Origin of the sequence: Bacillus sp. 2D03 (assembly GCF_003946765.1) — a bacterium.
In the GTDB taxonomy this organism is placed as follows: Bacteria; Bacillota; Bacilli; order Bacillales; family Bacillaceae_G; genus Bacillus_A; species Bacillus_A cereus.
The window spans coordinates 1-18,286 of the sequence record NZ_RPSJ01000001.1; the positions used below are offsets into that span (position 1 = coordinate 1).

Below are 18,286 nucleotides of genomic sequence, written 5' to 3' on the forward strand. Positions count from 1 at the left end.
TTTATTTATGCATTTTTTTACATCGTTTTTCAGCCTCTTTTCGCATAGTTTTGAATAAATATGTTCTTTAATCCTAGGAAATGAATTAGCTATAATCTGGATTGTGTTAAATTCACCTATTCCGTTTAACCTTAGATATACCAATCTCTTTCGCATTTTATAAAAATGAATTTGACACTTTCAGTTTAAAGCTAATTCAATAAATGTTAAAAAAATAAAGGAGCTAGATTCTAAACTTCCTTTGATAATCATTTAATGTATCTTGCTCCATTCCAATGTATCTCAATGTTTCTTTCTGATCTGTATGATTTAACATCTTTTGCAAGGCAACTACATCTTTAAATTGTTTGTAATGGTGATAGCCATATGTCTTTCTAAGTGAATGAGTACCGATACGTTCCAACCCAAACTCTTCAGCAGCTTGATTCAATATTACATATGCCATTGCACGAGTAATTGGTTTATTTTTTCCGTTTCTACTCTTAATTAGGTATTCATTCTTTGGCTTTCCTTCAGTATAATTTCTGATAGCTCTCTTCAGCTCTGAAGGCATCTTCACATCTTTGATCTTCCTTGTTTTCTTTTCGCGTATCACAATATTCCAGCCTTCTACATCACGAACACGTAAACGTAATATATCCGATATTCTGAATCCTGTATTAATACCAAGAAGAAACAGAATGTAGTTCCTCTCATTCTGTTCCTTATAGAACTCTTTTATTTCTTGTATTATTTCTTTATCTCGAATCGGCTGTACAATATTCATATACTTTGCCCCTCTTTTTGTTTACGCGTTTTTTGAAACACCTCTTTTTTTAGATTGAAAGCTAAACGCAATATCGCTCGTCCTTTTAACTTATAATATTTTGTTTTACCTATACCTAAATCCATCCAGATATCTTGATCATATCCAGAATCATGTTCCATATAAAATTTCACAATCACTTCACGTTCATCATCTCTTAGACGATTCACACCGTCATACAACCAACTCATAAATTTATTTCGTTCTTGTTCATACTCTATTCTTTCTATTGCAATATTTTCAGTCGAACTATTAAACTCATTTGTATTCGATGGAGGAACAATAGAATACGACGCTGTCACTTTTGGCAGCATATCACATGGCATAGTTGCTAAATATCTACGATACTCATTAAATACTTTTTCGATTTCTTGTTTTGTTCTTTTTCCATCCACAATTGGCATCTTAAATGATAGTTGTTTATTCATATTAAATTCCTCCATTGTTATTATTTTTGTCTTACTGCCCCACGTCTTCGTTCATAACGTGGACCATGAATTCCCATTAAATCCTCAATGTCGCGTGTGCTTAATTTCTCTTTTTGTTTTTTCTTATTTTTCTTCTTTACTTTTTTTGATTGTTTTTTCCACTCGCGTAGCTGATCCTTTAGTACTTTCATTTCCCCATCTCCCTTGTTTAAAATAAAAAGGACACCTATTCCTTAAACAGCCTTAATTGCTGCTTTAGTGAATTGGTGTCCTCTAGTTTTCTAGCCGGACTATATTCATTTGTAATCTCGAATTTTGTCTAAAATTTGTGATTTTTATTTATTTAGCTGCTACATCTGCCTTGTTATAATGAATGTAACATTGCCATTCGAAAAAAGTGACTTGTCCCCAATACAAGTTGCTTTTTTCTTTTTTATTTTAAAAGGATTATTTTGTTGTGTTTTCTTTCTGCTCAATATAACGATAAAAATCCTTTTCCTTTGCATGTTCATCACAAGCGACTACAGGAATAAAACTATCTTTAGTATCATTCTTGGAATGACCGTAAATATGTCCTTCTGTTGTTGCGCCCTTCCAACACCCTCTGAAATTACAAGTCCCTAATTCCATATCCATTTTTATACCTCCCCTGAATAAAACTCAATATTCCGTAAATACTATAGACACATGGTTATCTTTCCTCTGTTTTTCTTGGGTGAGCAGTTAGCTTTTGCTAGCTGCTCTTTTAGATTTATAATCACGTTCGTATTCTGCATTAGATTCTTTTATTTTTACACTTATGTTTTCCAACTCGGCTATTAATGTATCTAATTCATTTACGTCTAAATTAGCCATTTTCATTTTCTCAATCTTGAGGGCGTAATAACTTTTATTGGACCAATTACCAATGACTTGACCTTCAATCATGCTGCCATTTACTTTAAATTCTTTAATAAACATCGTTTCACCAACCTTTGCTACAAAATGAAATTTTTATTAAGAAATTAGTCATTCCACTTAAAACGGATGTAATGTTCGTAGTAAGATCCGCCTAAAATATTTTTCTTTTCTTCTTCCTTAAATTCAACCTTCACACCGTCCAATAATTCTTGTAACTTTTCTATAAATATTTTTGAACACATCATATGCCGATTTGGATTTTCATTATGAATTTTATATCTATGACCTGAATATCCGCTTGCGGCACTTTTAGTTATTACGATTTCCATTTCTTCCGCAAATTCCAACACCTTTTCATCAATGGCTTTTTCTTGGAGTTCCTTTAAATTCCCTACTAGAGACATATCCATTCCCCCTTTTCAATAAAATGAAGTTTTTATTTAGTTTTCTTTCCTGCATAACATTTTCAAATCTGTTTATACTATAAATGTAACTTGTGGTTACAATTTGCGTATCCATGTGGAATAGTATTTACAGCAGGCAGTTAGCTACTTTAGCTAGCTGCTTTGTTGTGCAAAATAGCGTTTTTGTTTATTTTTCACTTACCTTATCCGCAATCATCATTACAAAATTAGCAACATCTGAGCATTCTTTAATAATTTTTTCCTTATTACCACCTAAATCTCTATGGACATCAAGTTCATGTAATAACTCCAGACATTCTTCTTTTGCCCTATTGAGAAGCCAATAGCAGTCACAGTCTTTCCAACCGCCTTTATGGTCGTTTTCCTGTAATTTGCTTTCCATCTGTTCAGCAAACCATTTAACTTCCGCTCTCATGTTTCCCCCTCACTTTCTCTCAAATAACGATTTTATTTCAAATTCTTTGGACTGTAACAGTACTTACTGGCTTTATCGGCACCATCGGTCTTTTCTTATCTGAGTCTATTGATTTGCTTACTATCTCTAGGCATTTCTGACAATAAAACCAAACACGATCACCTTTCCCATTACTACTTTCTACCCTAAACTCTCTATAAAGATGCTTACATTCCTTAGTCACGCTACCTTCTCCCATCAAAATAAAGATTTTGTTATGTTTTAACTATCTTTAAAGCCCTTCCGACCTGCCTAATATTAAGAATGGTATACGGCATCTTGTAATTTTTCTTTTCTAGAAATTCTTTCATTTTCTCATAGGTTTCTTCTTCATTCGATACGCCTTGTATATCTATAACAAACTCTTTATTATTTGCCTTTTCCCTAAGAACCACTGACCAGACATCACCTTCACTAACCTTATAGAACCAGTTATCTTGACGATACTCATACCTATTACCATCCTGCTTATATTTGTAATCTGCATATTCCAAACCGCATTCTGCACAATGAGGACAATACGCTACGTCCATTAACTCCGACATAACGGTGACTACAAATTCCATTTCACACCAACCACATACCAGATGTAGTTTTATCCGTCCATGTACCGCTTCTTTTTTTGTAATTTCAATATCATCATTACTTATATCGGTATTTTCAACCGTGATATGCACTTTTAGATCAGTATAAACCCACTCCATTTTATTAATCTTACTGACAGTCACTTGCTGCCCTTTATGCGTATACGTTTTACCTACATACGGTAATTCCTGATTATATGGTCTAATTGTAAGAGTGGTATCAAAGGAGCTCACTACAATCCCCTCCTTTCTACAAAATAAGAATTTTGTTTAAAGTTTTATTTTTATCGCCCATCCACCTTTGCTATCAACCTCTATCCAGCCTGTAATATTTCTATTATGGTATCTGTTGCTTTTAATATTTCCCTTCCGTGATAGAACTTCTCCGCCTGTAAAAATCGCAAAAGGTGGCATGTTATAACAACGAATCCATTTAAAAGTTGGATCTAATTTAGGCTGCAACCCCATCTTCATCCAAAGTCTTTGTGAACGAATATCATCAGTACCTTCCTTATTCCAAAACCACATAGGCTCGTTATGCAACTTAGCTAATTGCCTATTCCTTGTACGTCTCATTCGCTCCATTCCTTTCGCCAAAATAACTATTTTGTTTAGTTTTCGATATCTACCTTACTTTCTACAAAATAAGCAGGATTTAAATCTGATGCGTTGTAATAAGTACCACCTATTCGAACTGCATTTTTATGTGAATAATAAGACTCGATGAGTAATAGTGCTTTGTCATTATCTGCAGGTGTTGCAACATCACCACTTTTAAACTCATCAATACCACGTCCGTGTTTTTCGAATAATCTACGACGCTTTTCTTGTTTAATTTCTTCTGGAGTTGCTTTTCTTAAACTTTCATCCCAATATGCTGAAAAACCATCACGCTCTCGCATATTATCTAAGACGATATATCGTCCATCTTTTTTAGTTATAATTCCGATCAATTCATTTTCTTCATGACATACCCAATCATTAATTTCAAATTCATTGATTGCATCCCACGCTTCAGTTACAACAGCTACTTCAACAGGATTTCCGCCCATGTATCGCAATCTAGGAAATACAATTACGATTTCTTTTCCATCTGACTGACGTTTAAACTTGTCGCCATCCTTAAAACGCCCTTCCTCCATGCCTACCAGAATTTCTCCTCTTGATAACCCTTTTGTTTCCATCTTTCATTCCCCTTTCCAACCAAATAACGCTTTTGTTCAAAATTAAGCGTAATTCACGAAACAACCGCACCCACCAAAATCAAACAGATCAATTTGTTCTAGGTTTTTCTGTTCAAATTCAATTCTCAATTGTTCCAGTGATAAGTTTTCACGTTTTCCATTTCGTACTCTGTTTAAAATAGTTACATCTTTCCCTAAATAAACTTGCATTTCTTTTTCGTAGTTCTCTAGCCATTCGAATCTATCTGGCAACTTTTTCAGAAGATTGATAAAATGTGCTTGCCCTGCTCTTACACACATTCCGCCGCAATTGTTATGACTAAATCCCATCTTATATAGTCGTGGGATCTCAATTCCTTTATGGCTTAATTCATCTAACATTTCTTCTTTGTTTATATATGGCTCCTCACACATAGGAAACTCCACTTTATAAGGTGACCAATTCTTTACTGGAGACTTAGTTCTGTGTTCTTCCGTCCAATCAATCCCTAAGTACAATACACATTCATCAGGCTGAAAGTTATCTTTTACCCATTTCTCTGCTGTTTTCTGTTTTAATAAATGTGAACATTGAGCAAGTCTTGAATTACCCAGCCATCTAACATCTTTAAACACTTCCCATGGTGTACGACCATCTTCAATCCTTGTTATCTTTACCCCAAAATCGTTTGATGTTTCATCTAAGAATCTATATAAATCTTCATCCTCAATTAAAGTATCGCTAAAAAGAAGGATTACGTTTTCTGTTCCATATTTATCTATAACTCTTTTAGCTGTGTACCAACTACCTATCCCTCCAGAGTAGAAAACTATACGTTTCATAAACTCACCCCTTTCTTTTTATACAAAATTCAAATTTTATACCATTTAATTTACTTTTATTGTATTTATTTGGATATTCGTGATATTATTTATTTATAAAGTCATTACGACTTTACCCTTATACAATGAGCCATGAGCCTTCACAACTCATGGCTCTTTTCATTGCAAACCTCATTTATTAATTAAATTCAGATTTTAAAAGAATGCTAGTTGCCCATCCGGTCTTTCTAACAATGAAACAGATTCCTGTTTTGACGTTTCTTTAACTTCTTCTGGTACTGCTGCTAATTCTTCAAAATTAGCAAACCAATGTATCGGAAAGCATCCACATAATTTTTCACGTTCTCGATCATGCCAGAAGAAACAATGTGTACCTTTAGGCTTTATAATGTATTCTTTAAGTGGTTTATCTTTATAGCCTTTTGTTCGCCAAATCAATTGAGCTTTATAGAATTTACTTTCATCTAAATTCGGCATGTTAATTTGCGGTTCTGGTCTCCAAACCTCGTTTTCCACCACTTTAAATCTCTCTGCTGGATAACATCCAAAATGTGATTCCTTACGATCAAATTTGCTGACATAGTAATGATTAGGCTTAGCTGGGAATAAAAAGTATTCTTCATTTATTCCCAGTAAAGCTGAATGATCCACATCTATGCACATACCTTTCATTGCTTAATACCCGTTATTCTGACGTTGATGATTTACTTCATTCTTCTTGTAATAACCTTGTTCAATCTCTTTAAATGTGAATCCTAATTTCTTACCTAATCCTAAGTAGGAATATAGCAATTCTTCGTACAACTCCCTATCTTGAGTTGCACGAAATTCCGATACAGCTTCATATACATTGTTAAACTGACTGACTAACGAACTTGCAGAAAAAACATTTGCGTTGTGATTTAAAAATTTCGCACTATATCCATTAGGATTAAAGCCAATACCGTTGCCTAATGAGGCTATGAAATGTAAACCATCAACATATTCCATCAGAATAACTTCTTTTTCACTTGGCCCTTTATTGCTCCAATGCTTAAAACATCTAGTTTCATTTGCAAGTTCTCCAATTTCAACTTGTAGAGCAAGGATCATATTGTAAAATAAATTTTTGCCTTCCAATCCATGTTCCTTAACAATTCTTGTATCCAATACCTTTTGCATTCCAAATATTTTAGTTAAATTCATTTCCATTCGCTCCCTCACTAATTTAATTAAGCTACTCTTTTTTTCGTATCTATTAAACAATTAAGCATGTATTCTAAACCGAACTGATCCAATATTAATGTCGCTATTTCAATTTGATGCCTTCTTAATCTGTTTGCTATTTCTTCAATACCAAGCTGCTTCATCCATAGATCCTTAAAAAGCTCTATATCGTCCTCATTCCAAATAAAATTTACCTCTTCTAAAGCAATGTAGACGTATAGTGGCATTTCTTTTTTCTTTTTATTCCGAACTTTTTTGTCACCAATTTCTCCTAAACCCATTTTTCTTTTGTGGATCTTAAACTTATCTACTTGATCTAAAATAAGTGCTGCTACTTCTATTTGCTTTCTTTTAAACCTTTTCGAAATCTCTAAAAGTGTGTAGTTGCTATTCCAAAGCTCTCGAAACTGGAAAACCTCTCTTTGATCCCATAAGAAATCCACTTCTTCTAAAGCAACCCGAACTTTAAAAGCCGACATTTCAAACACTCCTTTAAAAAGCTAATTACTTTATCATTTCATTGGAGGTAGTTTTAACATGACCAACTTTACCGTTAACCCAAATTACAACTTGTTCACCATATCCACTTGCAGGTGGGTCAAAAGAAAGGATTTTTCCATCCGTAACCACATATACTTTATTACTTGTAACATCGATTTCTTTATTCATATATTCCTCTCCCTTTTTCTCACTTCATATACTCGACAACATCAGGTTTAAAACCGCTTCCTAAGTAAATCCGTACCGGAATTATTTCTTTTTTATCTCTTGCAGCCTTACACAATTCTTCGGCTGCATCCCAATTAAAAAATTTATCTACAGCTCTTTGAAATCTCCAAATTGCCATTGTATAGTGTTCAAAGATGTCATAACGATCATCTTGTTTAGTTGTACGTGGTAATTCATCCGTGCATTTAGCGTTCTTGGGAACATGAACGCGTACATCTGCATATGTAACCCGACCAGGTCCCCTCTTTACATTTGCTTTATTTACATCAAACTGACAAATTTCTGGTTCTACATCAAAAATATTTAATTGTTTAGGCATTTTCCGTCACATTCTTTTGAAGGAGATCCAGTAACTCACTTGCAGCTTTCTTACTCAAAAACATTCGGCCACCTAACAATTCAATGTTAGATTCAGACACTTCTCCCGTTACAAAGCATGACTTTTCTTGTTTTTTCAAAATGATATTTTCTCCATAAACATGAAAGTCTAACGCTGTACCTTCAGCAATCCCCAAAGTTCTGCGTAACTCTACCGGAATTACTACACGACCTAACTCATCGACTTTTCTTACAACACCTGTATTCTTCATTATTAACTCCCCCTTAATTTGAAACTAATTCACGAAACATTTGTTCATTTTTTGTATCAAGTGCATGATCAATAAGTTGATATTTAAGCAATCGCTCAATCTCAGCATGATCTTCTTCATTAAGATATGGCGTTAATGTACAGTCTTCATTTTCAACTACTTCCAGATACAATTTATTGCTGTATTTTCCTGTGAAATTTATTTGAATGTAAATTGTGTCCTCTCTATTCTCGTCAAAATGTTCAAATGTACTGAAACTACTCATAACAATTTCATCCCGTTTAAAAAACATGAACTCGTTATCCCCTAAAGATTCTTCTGAAATTTTAATTGCATATGCATACGCCTTAGCATCTTCAACAAATTGAACTCGCTTTGCGAAATGGTCATATTTATTGAATGTAAATAAAAGTCGATAACCTTCATCACCTTTTGATAAGACGTTCCTTAACAGAAAATCCATGAAAGCTCGCTTTTTATCGTCCGGAACTTTTTTCATACCTTACTCCCCCTTAGTATTTTTATATTTGTTTAAAATCTCATCAAAACGTTTCTGACTATCTTCAAGATCATCACTTGGAGTTTGCTGCGGTTGTTGCACTGGCTCATGTTCTTCCTGCTGATGTAACCAATCTGGTACAGCTTCAGTTCGGTTAGCATAGCCTTTGCCAGTACGCTTTTTATTTTGTTGTTGTCTTCGGAATGTTGCTTGTGCTGCTTCTACATCTTGAATTGTTTTAAATCCTTGTTGATGCCAATCTTTTAAAATTCCTTTTGTATAAGACCAATTACGTGTATTGTTTTGAAGTGTAATTTTCATAGCTTCGACTACTAAATCTTGATTAAGATCATCTACCCATTGATTTATTTCTTCTCCCATGAAAGGAGATATAAATCCGAAATTATTCATGTAAAAATCGATTGCTAAGTTTTCTGCTGTTGGAAATATTTCTTCTTGTTGTAATTTTTCTTTTTCTTTTTCTTTTTCTTTTTCTTTTTCTTTTTCTTTTTGTCCACGTATCGTTGACGTATCGTTAGACGTATCGTTAAACCCTGCAAAAGCACTTATTTTATGAACCAACTTCTCGTTTTTTGTTCTATCCAATACAAGTTTTACTAAAGATAAGTCTTTTATCGTTTTCAACTCTTTTTGAATACAATCTTCAATTGGCTTTCCACCTTTAATCAGGTTGTATTTCCCCCAATTAAGTATGCATATTTCCCTTGTTTCTTCGTTGTACACTATTAATTCATGGTGCTTCGTAAAACGATCTAACAAAGCCTTGGCGCTTTCTATGGAATAACCTAATTCGAAGGCCATTTGTTTTCTTGTAATTTGATATACACCTATTTGAGTTGTATGTTCATTTGTCATTAGGTACAGATAAAAGTATCTATCTTCTGGTGTCATCTCTTCTGTAACCTTTGGATCTGACCAGAATGTAGTTTGAACATGTCTGTATTTAGCCATTAATTTACCTCCTTGTACAAACTGCCACATATGCTTGTCCACTTTTAATAATTCGCTGAATTTCATAATGCGGATAACCAACCTTGAAATACTTTTGAATCATTTTTTTTAATTCATCTTTGCTTTTTGCTAAGCTCCAGAATTTACAAGGTAATAGCACTTGATATTCAGTTAAACGCATGTACTATTTCCCTACTTTCCGTGATATACTTATAACAAGTGTTTTTTCTTAGAGGACCCATTGCCGTGGGTCTTTTTATTTTGTTTTACGTCACTCCAGGCCCATTGTTTTATTGGCTCATAAGTGATGTATCCTAACCAAGCACTACATGCGATAAACATTGCGAATATAACTAACGATGTTGTATCTTCCACTAAATCACCTCCTTATATCTCAAAAGATAATTTTGTTAAAAATCCAAACCTCGGTTTTAACTAGCATTTGCTCCCTCCTTTTGTGCTTCAAACCACTTAAGAAAATCTTCTGCCTTTACTCTTTTACTTTTACCAATAGTAATTGTAGGAAAATCTTTTCGCTTCATCAGCGCGTATGCCGATGAACGAGAAATGTTTAAGAATTCTTGTACATCCTCCGCTTTCATTGAGAATGGTAGTTGTTTTATTTGGTACATGTTTTTTCACTCCAATCATTTTTTAAAGTTTAAATATGGATATACTATCTTATAACGTCGCCCTTGAATGTAGTCTACAGGGCGACTTGGATTGTAAAAAAAATCTCTCTCACTTTATTAGTTCACTAATTGATACACCATAAAGTTCTGAAAGTTTTTTTAATTTTTCTACTGATAATCCTGATTCACCTTTTTCAACGTTATGATAAGAACGTTTGAATTTCAGACCTAAAGCCTTTGAAACATATTCTAAAGAATAACCATTTTTTTGCCTTAGAGATTTAATTAGTTGTGTATTTAGCATTTTAAGTCACCACCTTCAACTTCTAAACTTAGTATAACCAAAAGTAGCCCCAAAGGCAACTTTTTATTTTTAAAAATTTATTTTTTATTTTTACGTTGCCATTAGGGCTACTCATTGTTACATTTAAACTAGATACTTTTTTACAAGTAGCGCGAAAGGATGTTTTTGATGAATATCATTGGGGAGAGAATATTCGAGTTAAGAAAAGAACGGAAACTAACACAAGAAAAAATAGGCGAAAATATTGGTGTCAGCAAGCAAACTATTTCCAAATATGAAAAAGGGACAAAAATCCCCTCACGTGAGAACATTGAAAAATTAGCTGATTTCTTCAATGTTCCCACTGATTACTTATTCGGGAAAAGCGATAATTCCATTAAAAGTAGCAATAATATAAAAGAAATATTTGAAAATGACGAATTACATTGGGATGGAAGAAAGCTGTCTCCTGAGGAGATCGAAAGCGTCAAAGCACTTTTAGAAGTAGCTATCCAAAGAATGTTAAAACAGGAAAAAAAGGATTAGCATGAGGCTAGTCCTTTTTTTGGTTCCATTTGCTGCATGATTTCACTTAATTCATTATCAGTAATAAATCCTTGATTATGTATTTCTTTCAAAGCATGAAGAGTGTCATTTTCTGAGACTTTATCCCCTAATAAATATTTAATCATGGATTTTATTTTTTCTTCGCCACTTATTAACAATACGAACTCCTCCATCCCAATAACTATGTGATTTTTTTAACAAACTGTGCATTTTTGTAATGCTTTTCAAAAATGCATACCCCTTAAAAAGCACTCAAGACGCTACTTATTAGTAGCGTCTTGAAAAATAATTTATAAATTTTTAATGAGTTCCTGGGTCAACCATTAGATATTTAGCTTCTACTTTACTTGAATGTGTTTGTGAAGTATCTTTGTTTTGTTCAACTGCTCCTAGTAATCCTAAAACACATACCATTGTAAGAATAATTTTTTTCAACCTACTTCACTCCCTCTTTAATTAAAAGACGTGTTACCAAATTTGAATAGAATACATTCCCATTATTAGCGAATTTTTCTAAAGCCTCTTTGAGAACCATTATATCATTTCTATCTACAAAAAATAAATAATATAATTTAAATGCGGACAAAGTTTTTCCTTGTTTTTTTAAGTCTTCAAAATAAGCTCTAGCTTTAACTCCTGAACCGAATTTAGCATCAAAGAAAGCTTTTTCCGCTTCTCCTACAAAGTCCCAATCTATTTTATCTACATTTATTCCGTACTCAATTCGCAAAAAAGCTAATGTACTATGAACTGCACGATACATTTTACTATAAGTAGTAATTCCTAATTTTTTTATTAACTTTAGACTTTCCAAAAAGTAGGTTTCCGCCTGAAAAGGATTTTCAAATATAAAGGACTCCCCTAAGCAACTCAAAGCTTTAGCCTTTATAACTGAATATTCCGGAGCGGATTTTATTATATTATTACAAATTTCCCTGCATTCTTTTGTTTTATTACTAAACAAATTAATATGAGACTTACGATCATCATGTTGCAAATCCAAATGTTTCTTTATAAATGTATTCTCTACTAATGGTAGGTTTTGATCAATCTTTTTAGAATACGGGACCATAGCCATGAAATTACTACTATCATACAGCGCAAAACCGTGTAACATGTCTACTATTATTTGATAGTCAGCATTTTTAGAGTATGGCAATTCATCTAATTTCCTTTGTAATTTTTCTCCTTCTAATTTATTCAAATTTCTTTGGTTGTATAAATCATACAAATATAGATATTTGTTTATTTTCCCTTTTTTATCACTGCTAATATGTTTTTTTATTAATTTTTTCATTAATTGATATTCACCAACTGTTTGACAGTAAGACAGTGACTTTTTTATGTTTAAATCACTCTCGCAAAGCGATATAAACTCTCTAATCTTCTTTCTACGTTCTGTCCATTTTGGATACAAGTCAGGAGCAATTAATAAAAATGATTCTAACTTCATTTCTTTAATTTTCCCATTTAAAATCCTAGTAAGATTAGTTCTATCAATCTCTGCTTTTTTAGCTAATGTACCAACATCCAATTTAAGGTAATTGATATGCTCCTGTAAGTTCTTGATAAAGCTCTTCATTCTAAAATTCCCTCCCAAATCAGAACCCAAAACATATCCCTTTTTTCTCAATAGGAAAATGAATCATAATTTTCTTTACACTTATGAAGTATGCTATACTATGTACTGACTCATGGAAACTTTCCCTATCTAGGCTAGGGTTAAATGTTATAGCTGTGTGGCCTCACATCTATAACACCGTGGGTCTTTTTTTATTCCTTCTTTCGCTTAATTCAGTTTATCATAAGATTTAGAATGTTCGTTCCGATTATGGTCAAATCATGTTGAGAAAGTTTTTTTCAAAAATTCTATTTTTCATTAAGAATATTTTACCACCAAAAGAACATTTGTTCTATACACTTTCGCCCGAATGTCAATTTACGTGATATTTACTATTATAAAGACAAATTCTGTGACATGTATAGTCTAAAAATTCTCATGTATTTATACTAAAACTATGAATACATTTGGAGAAAATTTAAAAAAGTTTAGATCAAGTCGTTCCCTTACTCAATCAGAGTTCGGTGAAAAAGTGCAGTTAAGTCGTAGTCAAGTTGGCAATCTAGAAATCAATTATAATCAACCTGATCTCGACACTCTCGATCGCATTGCAACATATTTAGGTGTATCTGTTGATGCGTTAATGGGTAGAACGAGTACACCATATGAAAAGAACATAGCAAATGCCCTCGATGAAATTCAAACGGTTTTCGCAGGCCTGGATGAATCCCAACGAGAGCAGTTCTGTAAACAACTCGTTTTATATGCAAAGTTCCTTAAAACTCATAACGAGCTGTTATGAATCGATTGTAGTAGAAAATATTTCCAATAACAACGGTAAAAATTAACAAATTTTTATCAACAAAAAAAGAGAGCACTTAGCTCTCTTTTTTTATATTCCTGTACCTGGGTCTTTTGTGTATCCTCCACCTACTCCAGGATCAAAAATTACTTTCCATCCTGTTCCTGGGTCTTCGTTGTATTGCCAGCCACCACCGCCTGGCTCGTTATGCCAACCTACACCAGGATCAGCTACTCTGTGGCCTCCAGGTTCCTTTGTGAATTCCTCCATATTTTCCCCTCCTTTATTTAATATACAAATATTGTAGCTCACTTCTTTTATATCTGTAAATTTCCTTTTACAGAAATTAGGCTTACATGCTATCATTTCTTATACCACTACCACATATCACAGCTTGTATCTAGAAAACGATTATGACGAGGTGAAAAATCATGGCATACTTTCGTAAACGTGGTGAGAAGTGGTCTTTTACTATGGATGTCGGGAAAGACCCTATCACAGGTAAACGGAAACAAATCACTAAAGGTGGTTTTAAAACAAAGAAAGCTGCTCAAGAAGAAGTGGCTAAAGTTACAAATGATTTAGCAAATGGGGATTATGAGAATAGTGATATTCGCTTTTCTCAGCTCGTAGAAATCTGGATGCAAGAGAAAGAATCATCATGTAGACCATCAACATTGTATCAATACAAACGCATTCTACGCTCCCGTGTTATGCCTGAATTTGGTGAAAAGAGGTTATCAGATATAAAACCTCTAACTGTTCATAATTTTCATCAGAAGCTACTTAAAGAGGGTCTTACTACGAAATACATTTCATCCGTTGATGTTATGTTAAAACAAATCCTTGATAAAGGCGTCGAGCTTGAAATGATTAATTCTAATCCAGCTAAGAAAGCAAAGCGGCCAAAGGTTAAAAAGAAAGCACAAGCTAGTTGGACAATTGAAGAAGCAATGAAGTTTATGGAGTATGCAAAAATTCAAGGAAGCTATTATATTGCATTTGTTTTAGCTTTGCATACAGGTATGCGTATCGGCGAAGTATTAGCTTTACAATGGAAGGATATTAATTTCGAAAGCAAGATCATTCATGTACAAAGAACGTTAACGCTTGTGGATGGTAAGTATGAATTAGGTGAAACAAAAACCGAAGCATCTAATCGAATGATTCCAATGACTGAAGAATTAATGGGAGAGCTGTTAGAATATCAAAGTCATAAAAAAGATAATTCTTTCGACCTATTAATTTGTACAAGAAATAAAAAAATCGTGCATCCATATACGATACGTTACCAAATGAAAGCTTTGTGCGAAGCAATTGACGTACCGTATATTAGATTCCACGATATCCGAAGAACGTTTACAACTATTTTAATCGATTCTGGCGCAAATGCAAAGGTTGTTTCAAAATTACTTGGTCATACAAATGTTTCTACAACTTTAAATATTTATACTGATGTTTATGAAGAACGTCAAATTGAGGTAACTGAAATGCTAGGAAATGTACTAAAAAGTGGTCGAAGTGGTCAAAAAGTGGTCATTGAAGAAAAACAAGAGGATTAAACCCCACGGTATAAGTGATATAATGCATTTATAGTGTAAGTTTTTTCTTTACACTATAATGAAGTCATCATAGTAAATAATATATAGAGTATCACGTTTTTCAAAAAGATGCTACATCGAAAGGAGAGATTACCATAAAAGCTGGTGGTATTGTTGTTGAATATAACCCTTTTCATAACGGTCATCTTTATCATGTGCAACAGACAAAAAAGTTAACACAATCTGATATAATAATTGCCGTTATGAGTGGTCCTTTTTTACAGCGTGGTGAGCCCGCACTCATTTCCAAATGGTATCGCACTAAAATGGCCTTAGCAAACGGCGTAGACCTTGTTGTAGAGCTTCCATACGTCTTTGCAACACAAAAGGCTGAAACCTTCGCAAATGGTGCTATTTCCATTTTAAATGCCCTACGTGTTTCTGAAATTTGTTTCGGTAGTGAGGATGGACAAATCGAAAATTTTTATAATACCATCTCCGTACAAAAAAACGAAGAAGAGACTTTTAACTACCTTGTAAAACAATTCATGGACGCTGGTAATAGTTATGCAAAAGCAACATCGGATGCTTTCTCACACATTTTAACATCTGAAAAAAACATAGATATGTCACAACCAAATAATATTTTAGGCTTCCAATATATGAAAGCAATTCTGTCACAAAATAGCTCTATACAAGCTCAAACTATAAAAAGATTTGCCTCTCATTATCATGATGAAACATTTAATGACCAACATATTGCAAGCGCAACAAGCATCCGAAAACAACTCTTTAGCGAAGAAGGATCATTTACAACAATTAAACCTTTTCTCCCACAGGCAACCACTTCGCTTTTAGCAAATTACAAACAAAACTACGGGATATTACATAATTGGGAACAATACTTTTCATTTTTTAAATATAGACTCATGACGATGTCTCCAGGGGACTTACGACATATATATGAAATAGAAGAAGGTTTAGAGCATCGTATTTTATCAAAAATACAAAACAGTTCCTCCTTCTATTCATTCATGGAAGCATTAAAAACAAAACGTTATACATGGACTAGATTACAAAGAGCTTGTACACACATTTTAACAAACACAACAAAAGAGGAAATACGTAGCGCAAATATAGAACAACACGCACCATATATTCGCCTGCTAGGCATGTCACAAAAAGGACAAACTTACCTTTCAAAAAACAAGAAAAAAATCGAACTTCCAATCCTTACTCATACAAAAACATTCGACCATGCCGCTTTAGATATAGAGAAAAAAGCAAACTCTGTATATTTCTCCATCATGCACGAACCGTTACGCACACAACTATTAAAACAGGATATAACACACCATCCTATTCGCTATGATGAAACAACTACAAAATTCCTATAAAAAACCTCTCTATTTCAGAGAGGTTTTTTCCTTATCCATCTTTTCTAAATATATTAACGCATCATCCAGCGTATCTACTGGTACAATTTTCATTTTTGTTTTAATATCCTTTGCAGTCTCAAGTGCATCTTTATAGTTCGATTTCTCCGCACCTTTTTCATTTGGCGCAAAGAACACTTCAGCCCCGGCATCGCTAGCAGCCACCACTTTTTGATTTATACCACCAATTGGGCCCACTTCTCCTTTTTCATTAATTGTACCTGTTCCAGCTATTTCATGTCCTTTCGTTAAGTCTTCTTCCACAAGTTGATTATATATTTCTAATGTGAACATTAAACCTGCGGATGGTCCACCAATTTCATGAGAATTAATTTTCACTTTCGGATCGACCACTAATTCTCTTTCCGTAACGATAGAAACACCTATACCGACACGTCCATTCCCATTAGGAATCGTCTTTACATTTAAATTCTCTTTCAATTGTTTTCCATTTCTCATGTACTCAATACTTACAGCATCGTTTTCTTTTTTCCCTGTCATATATTCAATAAATTGCTCCGTCTTTTCAAATATTTTTCCGTCAACAGCTATAATAACATCACCAAGCTTAAGCTTTCCTTCTGACGGCATTCCTTTTGCCACACCAGCAACTAATACACCTTTATTTTCAAAAGATACTGAGCGATTTGCACGTTTATATGCATTATAAATTGCTGCATTTTGCGAATCTTTCATCGCATAATTTTGGCGAAATTGATATTCTTCATCACTCTCACCTTTTTGCAATATTTCTTCCGCTTTCGAAATATGTGTATATTTATTAAACTGTGCCGCTATTAAATTCACCACATTTGCTGGTCCCATTGAAACCGTAACAAGCATAAAATCACCAGATTCTTTCGTTCCACCCTCAACTTGAACATAAGGCTCTAATTTGGCAGCCATTCCTGGTTTTGTTACATAATACGGTAAACGCACGTAAACAAGTAACATCGCCAATATAACCCCTATTAAGATTGCATATATAAACCGAAAACGCTTAAACATTATGTTTCTCCTTCCACTGCTCAATTAATAAATAAATATTTGAAACATGTTTTTCTGCTTCTACTTCTCCAACTCGAATAATGTCTTCAATGTTTGTAAAAGCACGTGAACTAAATTGCTCTACAGCTGGTCGCATCATTAAATCCGATGCAATTTGCCGATTCATTACAAGCTCATGCTGCATAATTTCAATACTTTGCATAATTACGTCATAAATGGACGTAACATCGCCATTCACCTTAATTGGAGATACATCAACAGCGATAACAATATCGGCCCCTAACTCTTTCACAACCGATACTGGGATGCGATCAATGACTCCACCATCCACTAATAATCTTCCATCTATTTTTTCTGGTACAAACACTCCAGGAACAGATATGCTAGCCCTCACCGCATCTGCAACTGGCCCACTTGTAAAAACCACTTTTTCCCCCTTCAATATGTCAGTAGCCACAACAGCCGTCGGGATATCTAACTCTTCTAAATTTTTATTATATGTAAACATTTTAATCATATCTTTGACACGTTTTCCAGCAATAAATCCCATTTTCGGTACCGTGAAATCTAAATAATACTTCCGCTTAAAAACAGATGCCAATTTATACAATCTTTCAACGTTACTACTTGCCGCATAAAACGTACCTATTAGCGCCCCCATACTACTTCCTGCAATCATGTGAATAGGGATACCGGCTTCCCTTAAAACCTTTATTACACCAATATGAGCAAACCCTTTCGCTCCTCCAGACCCAAGTGCTAAACCAATCTTTGGTTCTTTCATTTTTCTCACCCTTTAATTTTTTTCATTCCTTTTTCATACTTATGGTCTAAATTCACTACGTATCCACGTATACT

At 33.8% G+C, this 18,286-nt stretch carries 34 protein-coding genes; 4 read left to right on the forward strand and 30 right to left on the reverse strand.

Annotated elements, in window-relative coordinates; genetic code table 11:
* Nucleotides 1-223 precede the first annotated feature (223 nt).
* The 24 genes from EBQ15_RS00005 to EBQ15_RS00105 form a co-directional block, all read right to left on the reverse strand.
* Nucleotides 224-766 (reverse strand): tyrosine-type recombinase/integrase, encoded by a 543-nt coding sequence (locus EBQ15_RS00005; protein WP_001028515.1) that lies wholly within the window; start codon nucleotides 764-766, stop codon nucleotides 224-226.
* Entirely contained in the window at nucleotides 763-1,233 is a 471-nt protein-coding gene (locus EBQ15_RS00010; RefSeq protein WP_001041469.1) for an ArpU family phage packaging/lysis transcriptional regulator, read from the reverse strand. The genes EBQ15_RS00005 and EBQ15_RS00010 overlap by 4 nt, the downstream gene beginning before the upstream one ends.
* A 20-nt stretch (nucleotides 1,234-1,253) precedes the next feature.
* Nucleotides 1,254-1,424, reverse strand: a complete 171-nt coding sequence (locus tag EBQ15_RS30975; protein WP_000866143.1) for a hypothetical protein — start codon at nucleotides 1,422-1,424, stop codon at nucleotides 1,254-1,256.
* Between the two features lie 256 nt (nucleotides 1,425-1,680).
* Nucleotides 1,681-1,863 carry a hypothetical protein gene (locus EBQ15_RS00015; RefSeq protein ID WP_033683942.1) on the reverse strand — a complete coding sequence of 61 codons (183 nt, stop codon included), beginning with the start codon at nucleotides 1,861-1,863 and terminating at the stop codon, nucleotides 1,681-1,683.
* Between the two features lie 93 nt (nucleotides 1,864-1,956).
* Complete coding sequence (locus tag EBQ15_RS00020; protein WP_000470014.1) at nucleotides 1,957-2,193, reverse strand: hypothetical protein; 237 nt, start codon at nucleotides 2,191-2,193, stop codon at nucleotides 1,957-1,959.
* A 44-nt stretch (nucleotides 2,194-2,237) separates the two neighbouring features.
* Nucleotides 2,238-2,537 (reverse strand): hypothetical protein, encoded by a 300-nt coding sequence (locus tag EBQ15_RS00025; protein ID WP_000060543.1) that lies wholly within the window; start codon nucleotides 2,535-2,537, stop codon nucleotides 2,238-2,240.
* A gap of 187 nt (nucleotides 2,538-2,724) precedes the next feature.
* Nucleotides 2,725-2,973 carry a hypothetical protein gene (locus tag EBQ15_RS00030; protein ID WP_001201004.1) on the reverse strand — a complete coding sequence of 83 codons (249 nt, stop codon included), beginning with the start codon at nucleotides 2,971-2,973 and terminating at the stop codon, nucleotides 2,725-2,727.
* 37 nt (nucleotides 2,974-3,010) lie between these two features.
* Entirely contained in the window at nucleotides 3,011-3,196 is a 186-nt protein-coding gene (locus EBQ15_RS00035) for a hypothetical protein (RefSeq protein WP_000159246.1), read from the reverse strand.
* A 31-nt stretch (nucleotides 3,197-3,227) separates the two neighbouring features.
* Nucleotides 3,228-3,830: a hypothetical protein gene (locus EBQ15_RS00040; RefSeq protein ID WP_000093801.1), complete on the reverse strand. Its 603-nt coding sequence runs from the start codon at nucleotides 3,828-3,830 to the stop codon at nucleotides 3,228-3,230.
* 36 nt (nucleotides 3,831-3,866) lie between these two features.
* Nucleotides 3,867-4,172 carry a hypothetical protein gene (locus tag EBQ15_RS00045; protein ID WP_001255044.1) on the reverse strand — a complete coding sequence of 102 codons (306 nt, stop codon included), beginning with the start codon at nucleotides 4,170-4,172 and terminating at the stop codon, nucleotides 3,867-3,869.
* A 35-nt stretch (nucleotides 4,173-4,207) separates the two neighbouring features.
* Nucleotides 4,208-4,780, reverse strand: coding sequence for a hypothetical protein (locus EBQ15_RS31395; protein ID WP_000448275.1), 573 nt, complete (start codon nucleotides 4,778-4,780; stop codon nucleotides 4,208-4,210).
* 42 nt (nucleotides 4,781-4,822) lie between these two features.
* Nucleotides 4,823-5,602 carry a hypothetical protein gene (locus EBQ15_RS00055; RefSeq protein WP_000822899.1) on the reverse strand — a complete coding sequence of 260 codons (780 nt, stop codon included), beginning with the start codon at nucleotides 5,600-5,602 and terminating at the stop codon, nucleotides 4,823-4,825.
* Between the two features lie 195 nt (nucleotides 5,603-5,797).
* Nucleotides 5,798-6,274, reverse strand: coding sequence for a hypothetical protein (locus tag EBQ15_RS00060; RefSeq protein WP_000677543.1), 477 nt, complete (start codon nucleotides 6,272-6,274; stop codon nucleotides 5,798-5,800).
* Between the two features lie 3 nt (nucleotides 6,275-6,277).
* Nucleotides 6,278-6,793 (reverse strand): dUTP diphosphatase, encoded by a 516-nt coding sequence (locus EBQ15_RS00065; RefSeq protein WP_002000728.1) that lies wholly within the window; start codon nucleotides 6,791-6,793, stop codon nucleotides 6,278-6,280.
* Between the two features lie 20 nt (nucleotides 6,794-6,813).
* Entirely contained in the window at nucleotides 6,814-7,287 is a 474-nt protein-coding gene (locus EBQ15_RS00070; RefSeq protein ID WP_001272177.1) for a hypothetical protein, read from the reverse strand.
* 25 nt (nucleotides 7,288-7,312) lie between these two features.
* Nucleotides 7,313-7,477, reverse strand: coding sequence for a DUF3954 domain-containing protein (locus EBQ15_RS00075; protein ID WP_001031009.1), 165 nt, complete (start codon nucleotides 7,475-7,477; stop codon nucleotides 7,313-7,315).
* A 19-nt stretch (nucleotides 7,478-7,496) separates the two neighbouring features.
* The gene (locus tag EBQ15_RS00080) at nucleotides 7,497-7,856 is read right to left on the reverse strand and encodes a hypothetical protein (protein ID WP_001125976.1); all 360 of its coding nucleotides are present in this window, start codon (nucleotides 7,854-7,856) and stop codon (nucleotides 7,497-7,499) included.
* Nucleotides 7,849-8,127 carry an AbrB/MazE/SpoVT family DNA-binding domain-containing protein gene (locus EBQ15_RS00085; protein ID WP_000799101.1) on the reverse strand — a complete coding sequence of 93 codons (279 nt, stop codon included), beginning with the start codon at nucleotides 8,125-8,127 and terminating at the stop codon, nucleotides 7,849-7,851. Before EBQ15_RS00085 ends, EBQ15_RS00080 begins: the two co-directional genes overlap by 8 nt.
* 13 nt (nucleotides 8,128-8,140) lie before the next feature.
* Nucleotides 8,141-8,626, reverse strand: a complete 486-nt coding sequence (locus EBQ15_RS00090; RefSeq protein ID WP_000757651.1) for a YpiB family protein — start codon at nucleotides 8,624-8,626, stop codon at nucleotides 8,141-8,143.
* A gap of 3 nt (nucleotides 8,627-8,629) precedes the next feature.
* Nucleotides 8,630-9,598 carry a DnaD domain-containing protein gene (locus tag EBQ15_RS00095; protein ID WP_001151933.1) on the reverse strand — a complete coding sequence of 323 codons (969 nt, stop codon included), beginning with the start codon at nucleotides 9,596-9,598 and terminating at the stop codon, nucleotides 8,630-8,632.
* A gap of 4 nt (nucleotides 9,599-9,602) precedes the next feature.
* Nucleotides 9,603-9,779, reverse strand: coding sequence for a hypothetical protein (locus EBQ15_RS30980; protein ID WP_001241119.1), 177 nt, complete (start codon nucleotides 9,777-9,779; stop codon nucleotides 9,603-9,605).
* A 29-nt stretch (nucleotides 9,780-9,808) separates the two neighbouring features.
* Nucleotides 9,809-9,973: a hypothetical protein gene (locus EBQ15_RS30985; protein WP_000390299.1), complete on the reverse strand. Its 165-nt coding sequence runs from the start codon at nucleotides 9,971-9,973 to the stop codon at nucleotides 9,809-9,811.
* A gap of 56 nt (nucleotides 9,974-10,029) precedes the next feature.
* A complete protein-coding gene (locus tag EBQ15_RS00100; protein ID WP_000284336.1) occupies nucleotides 10,030-10,230 on the reverse strand; it encodes a helix-turn-helix domain-containing protein in 201 nt (66 codons plus the stop codon).
* A gap of 109 nt (nucleotides 10,231-10,339) precedes the next feature.
* Entirely contained in the window at nucleotides 10,340-10,534 is a 195-nt protein-coding gene (locus EBQ15_RS00105; protein WP_000935433.1) for a helix-turn-helix domain-containing protein, read from the reverse strand.
* A 168-nt stretch (nucleotides 10,535-10,702) separates the two neighbouring features.
* Here EBQ15_RS00105 and EBQ15_RS00110 point away from each other — a divergent pair, with 168 nt between their 5' ends.
* Nucleotides 10,703-11,059, forward strand: a complete 357-nt coding sequence (locus tag EBQ15_RS00110) for a helix-turn-helix domain-containing protein (protein ID WP_001021267.1) — start codon at nucleotides 10,703-10,705, stop codon at nucleotides 11,057-11,059.
* On the opposite strand, the gene EBQ15_RS00115 is transcribed toward EBQ15_RS00110, so the two are convergent.
* The 3 genes from EBQ15_RS00115 to EBQ15_RS00125 all read right to left on the reverse strand — a co-directional run bounded on the left by EBQ15_RS00115 (nucleotide 11,056) and on the right by EBQ15_RS00125 (nucleotide 12,662).
* Nucleotides 11,056-11,238 carry a hypothetical protein gene (locus EBQ15_RS00115; protein WP_000908630.1) on the reverse strand — a complete coding sequence of 61 codons (183 nt, stop codon included), beginning with the start codon at nucleotides 11,236-11,238 and terminating at the stop codon, nucleotides 11,056-11,058. The two genes, EBQ15_RS00110 and EBQ15_RS00115, sit on opposite strands and share 4 nt — an antisense overlap.
* Before the next feature lie 142 nt (nucleotides 11,239-11,380).
* Nucleotides 11,381-11,515, reverse strand: a complete 135-nt coding sequence (locus EBQ15_RS00120) for a hypothetical protein (protein WP_000720665.1) — start codon at nucleotides 11,513-11,515, stop codon at nucleotides 11,381-11,383.
* Between the two features lies 1 nt (nucleotide 11,516).
* The gene (locus tag EBQ15_RS00125) at nucleotides 11,517-12,662 is read right to left on the reverse strand and encodes an AimR family lysis-lysogeny pheromone receptor (protein WP_000834545.1); all 1,146 of its coding nucleotides are present in this window, start codon (nucleotides 12,660-12,662) and stop codon (nucleotides 11,517-11,519) included.
* 436 nt (nucleotides 12,663-13,098) lie between these two features.
* On the opposite strand from EBQ15_RS00125, the gene EBQ15_RS00130 reads away from it, so the two are divergent.
* The gene (locus tag EBQ15_RS00130) at nucleotides 13,099-13,443 is read left to right on the forward strand and encodes a helix-turn-helix domain-containing protein (protein WP_002000719.1); all 345 of its coding nucleotides are present in this window, start codon (nucleotides 13,099-13,101) and stop codon (nucleotides 13,441-13,443) included.
* A gap of 90 nt (nucleotides 13,444-13,533) precedes the next feature.
* Here the strand turns inward: EBQ15_RS00130 and EBQ15_RS00135 are convergent, their stop codons facing one another.
* On the reverse strand, nucleotides 13,534-13,713 hold the full coding sequence (locus EBQ15_RS00135; protein WP_000390887.1) for a hypothetical protein: 180 nt from the start codon (nucleotides 13,711-13,713) through the stop codon (nucleotides 13,534-13,536).
* A 161-nt stretch (nucleotides 13,714-13,874) separates the two neighbouring features.
* Here EBQ15_RS00135 and EBQ15_RS00140 point away from each other — a divergent pair, with 161 nt between their 5' ends.
* Nucleotides 13,875-15,005: a site-specific integrase gene (locus EBQ15_RS00140; RefSeq protein ID WP_000323191.1), complete on the forward strand. Its 1,131-nt coding sequence runs from the start codon at nucleotides 13,875-13,877 to the stop codon at nucleotides 15,003-15,005.
* A 194-nt stretch (nucleotides 15,006-15,199) separates the two neighbouring features.
* Complete coding sequence (locus tag EBQ15_RS00145) at nucleotides 15,200-16,381, forward strand: nucleotidyltransferase (protein ID WP_002000715.1); 1,182 nt, start codon at nucleotides 15,200-15,202, stop codon at nucleotides 16,379-16,381.
* A 9-nt stretch (nucleotides 16,382-16,390) separates the two neighbouring features.
* Here the strand turns inward: EBQ15_RS00145 and EBQ15_RS00150 are convergent, their stop codons facing one another.
* Both EBQ15_RS00150 and EBQ15_RS00155 read right to left on the reverse strand, forming a co-directional pair.
* Complete coding sequence (locus tag EBQ15_RS00150) at nucleotides 16,391-17,428, reverse strand: SepM family pheromone-processing serine protease (RefSeq protein WP_000476294.1); 1,038 nt, start codon at nucleotides 17,426-17,428, stop codon at nucleotides 16,391-16,393.
* The gene (locus EBQ15_RS00155; protein WP_000662590.1) at nucleotides 17,421-18,212 is read right to left on the reverse strand and encodes a patatin-like phospholipase family protein; all 792 of its coding nucleotides are present in this window, start codon (nucleotides 18,210-18,212) and stop codon (nucleotides 17,421-17,423) included. The genes EBQ15_RS00150 and EBQ15_RS00155 overlap by 8 nt, the downstream gene beginning before the upstream one ends.
* Nucleotides 18,213-18,286: the final 74 nt, after the last annotated feature.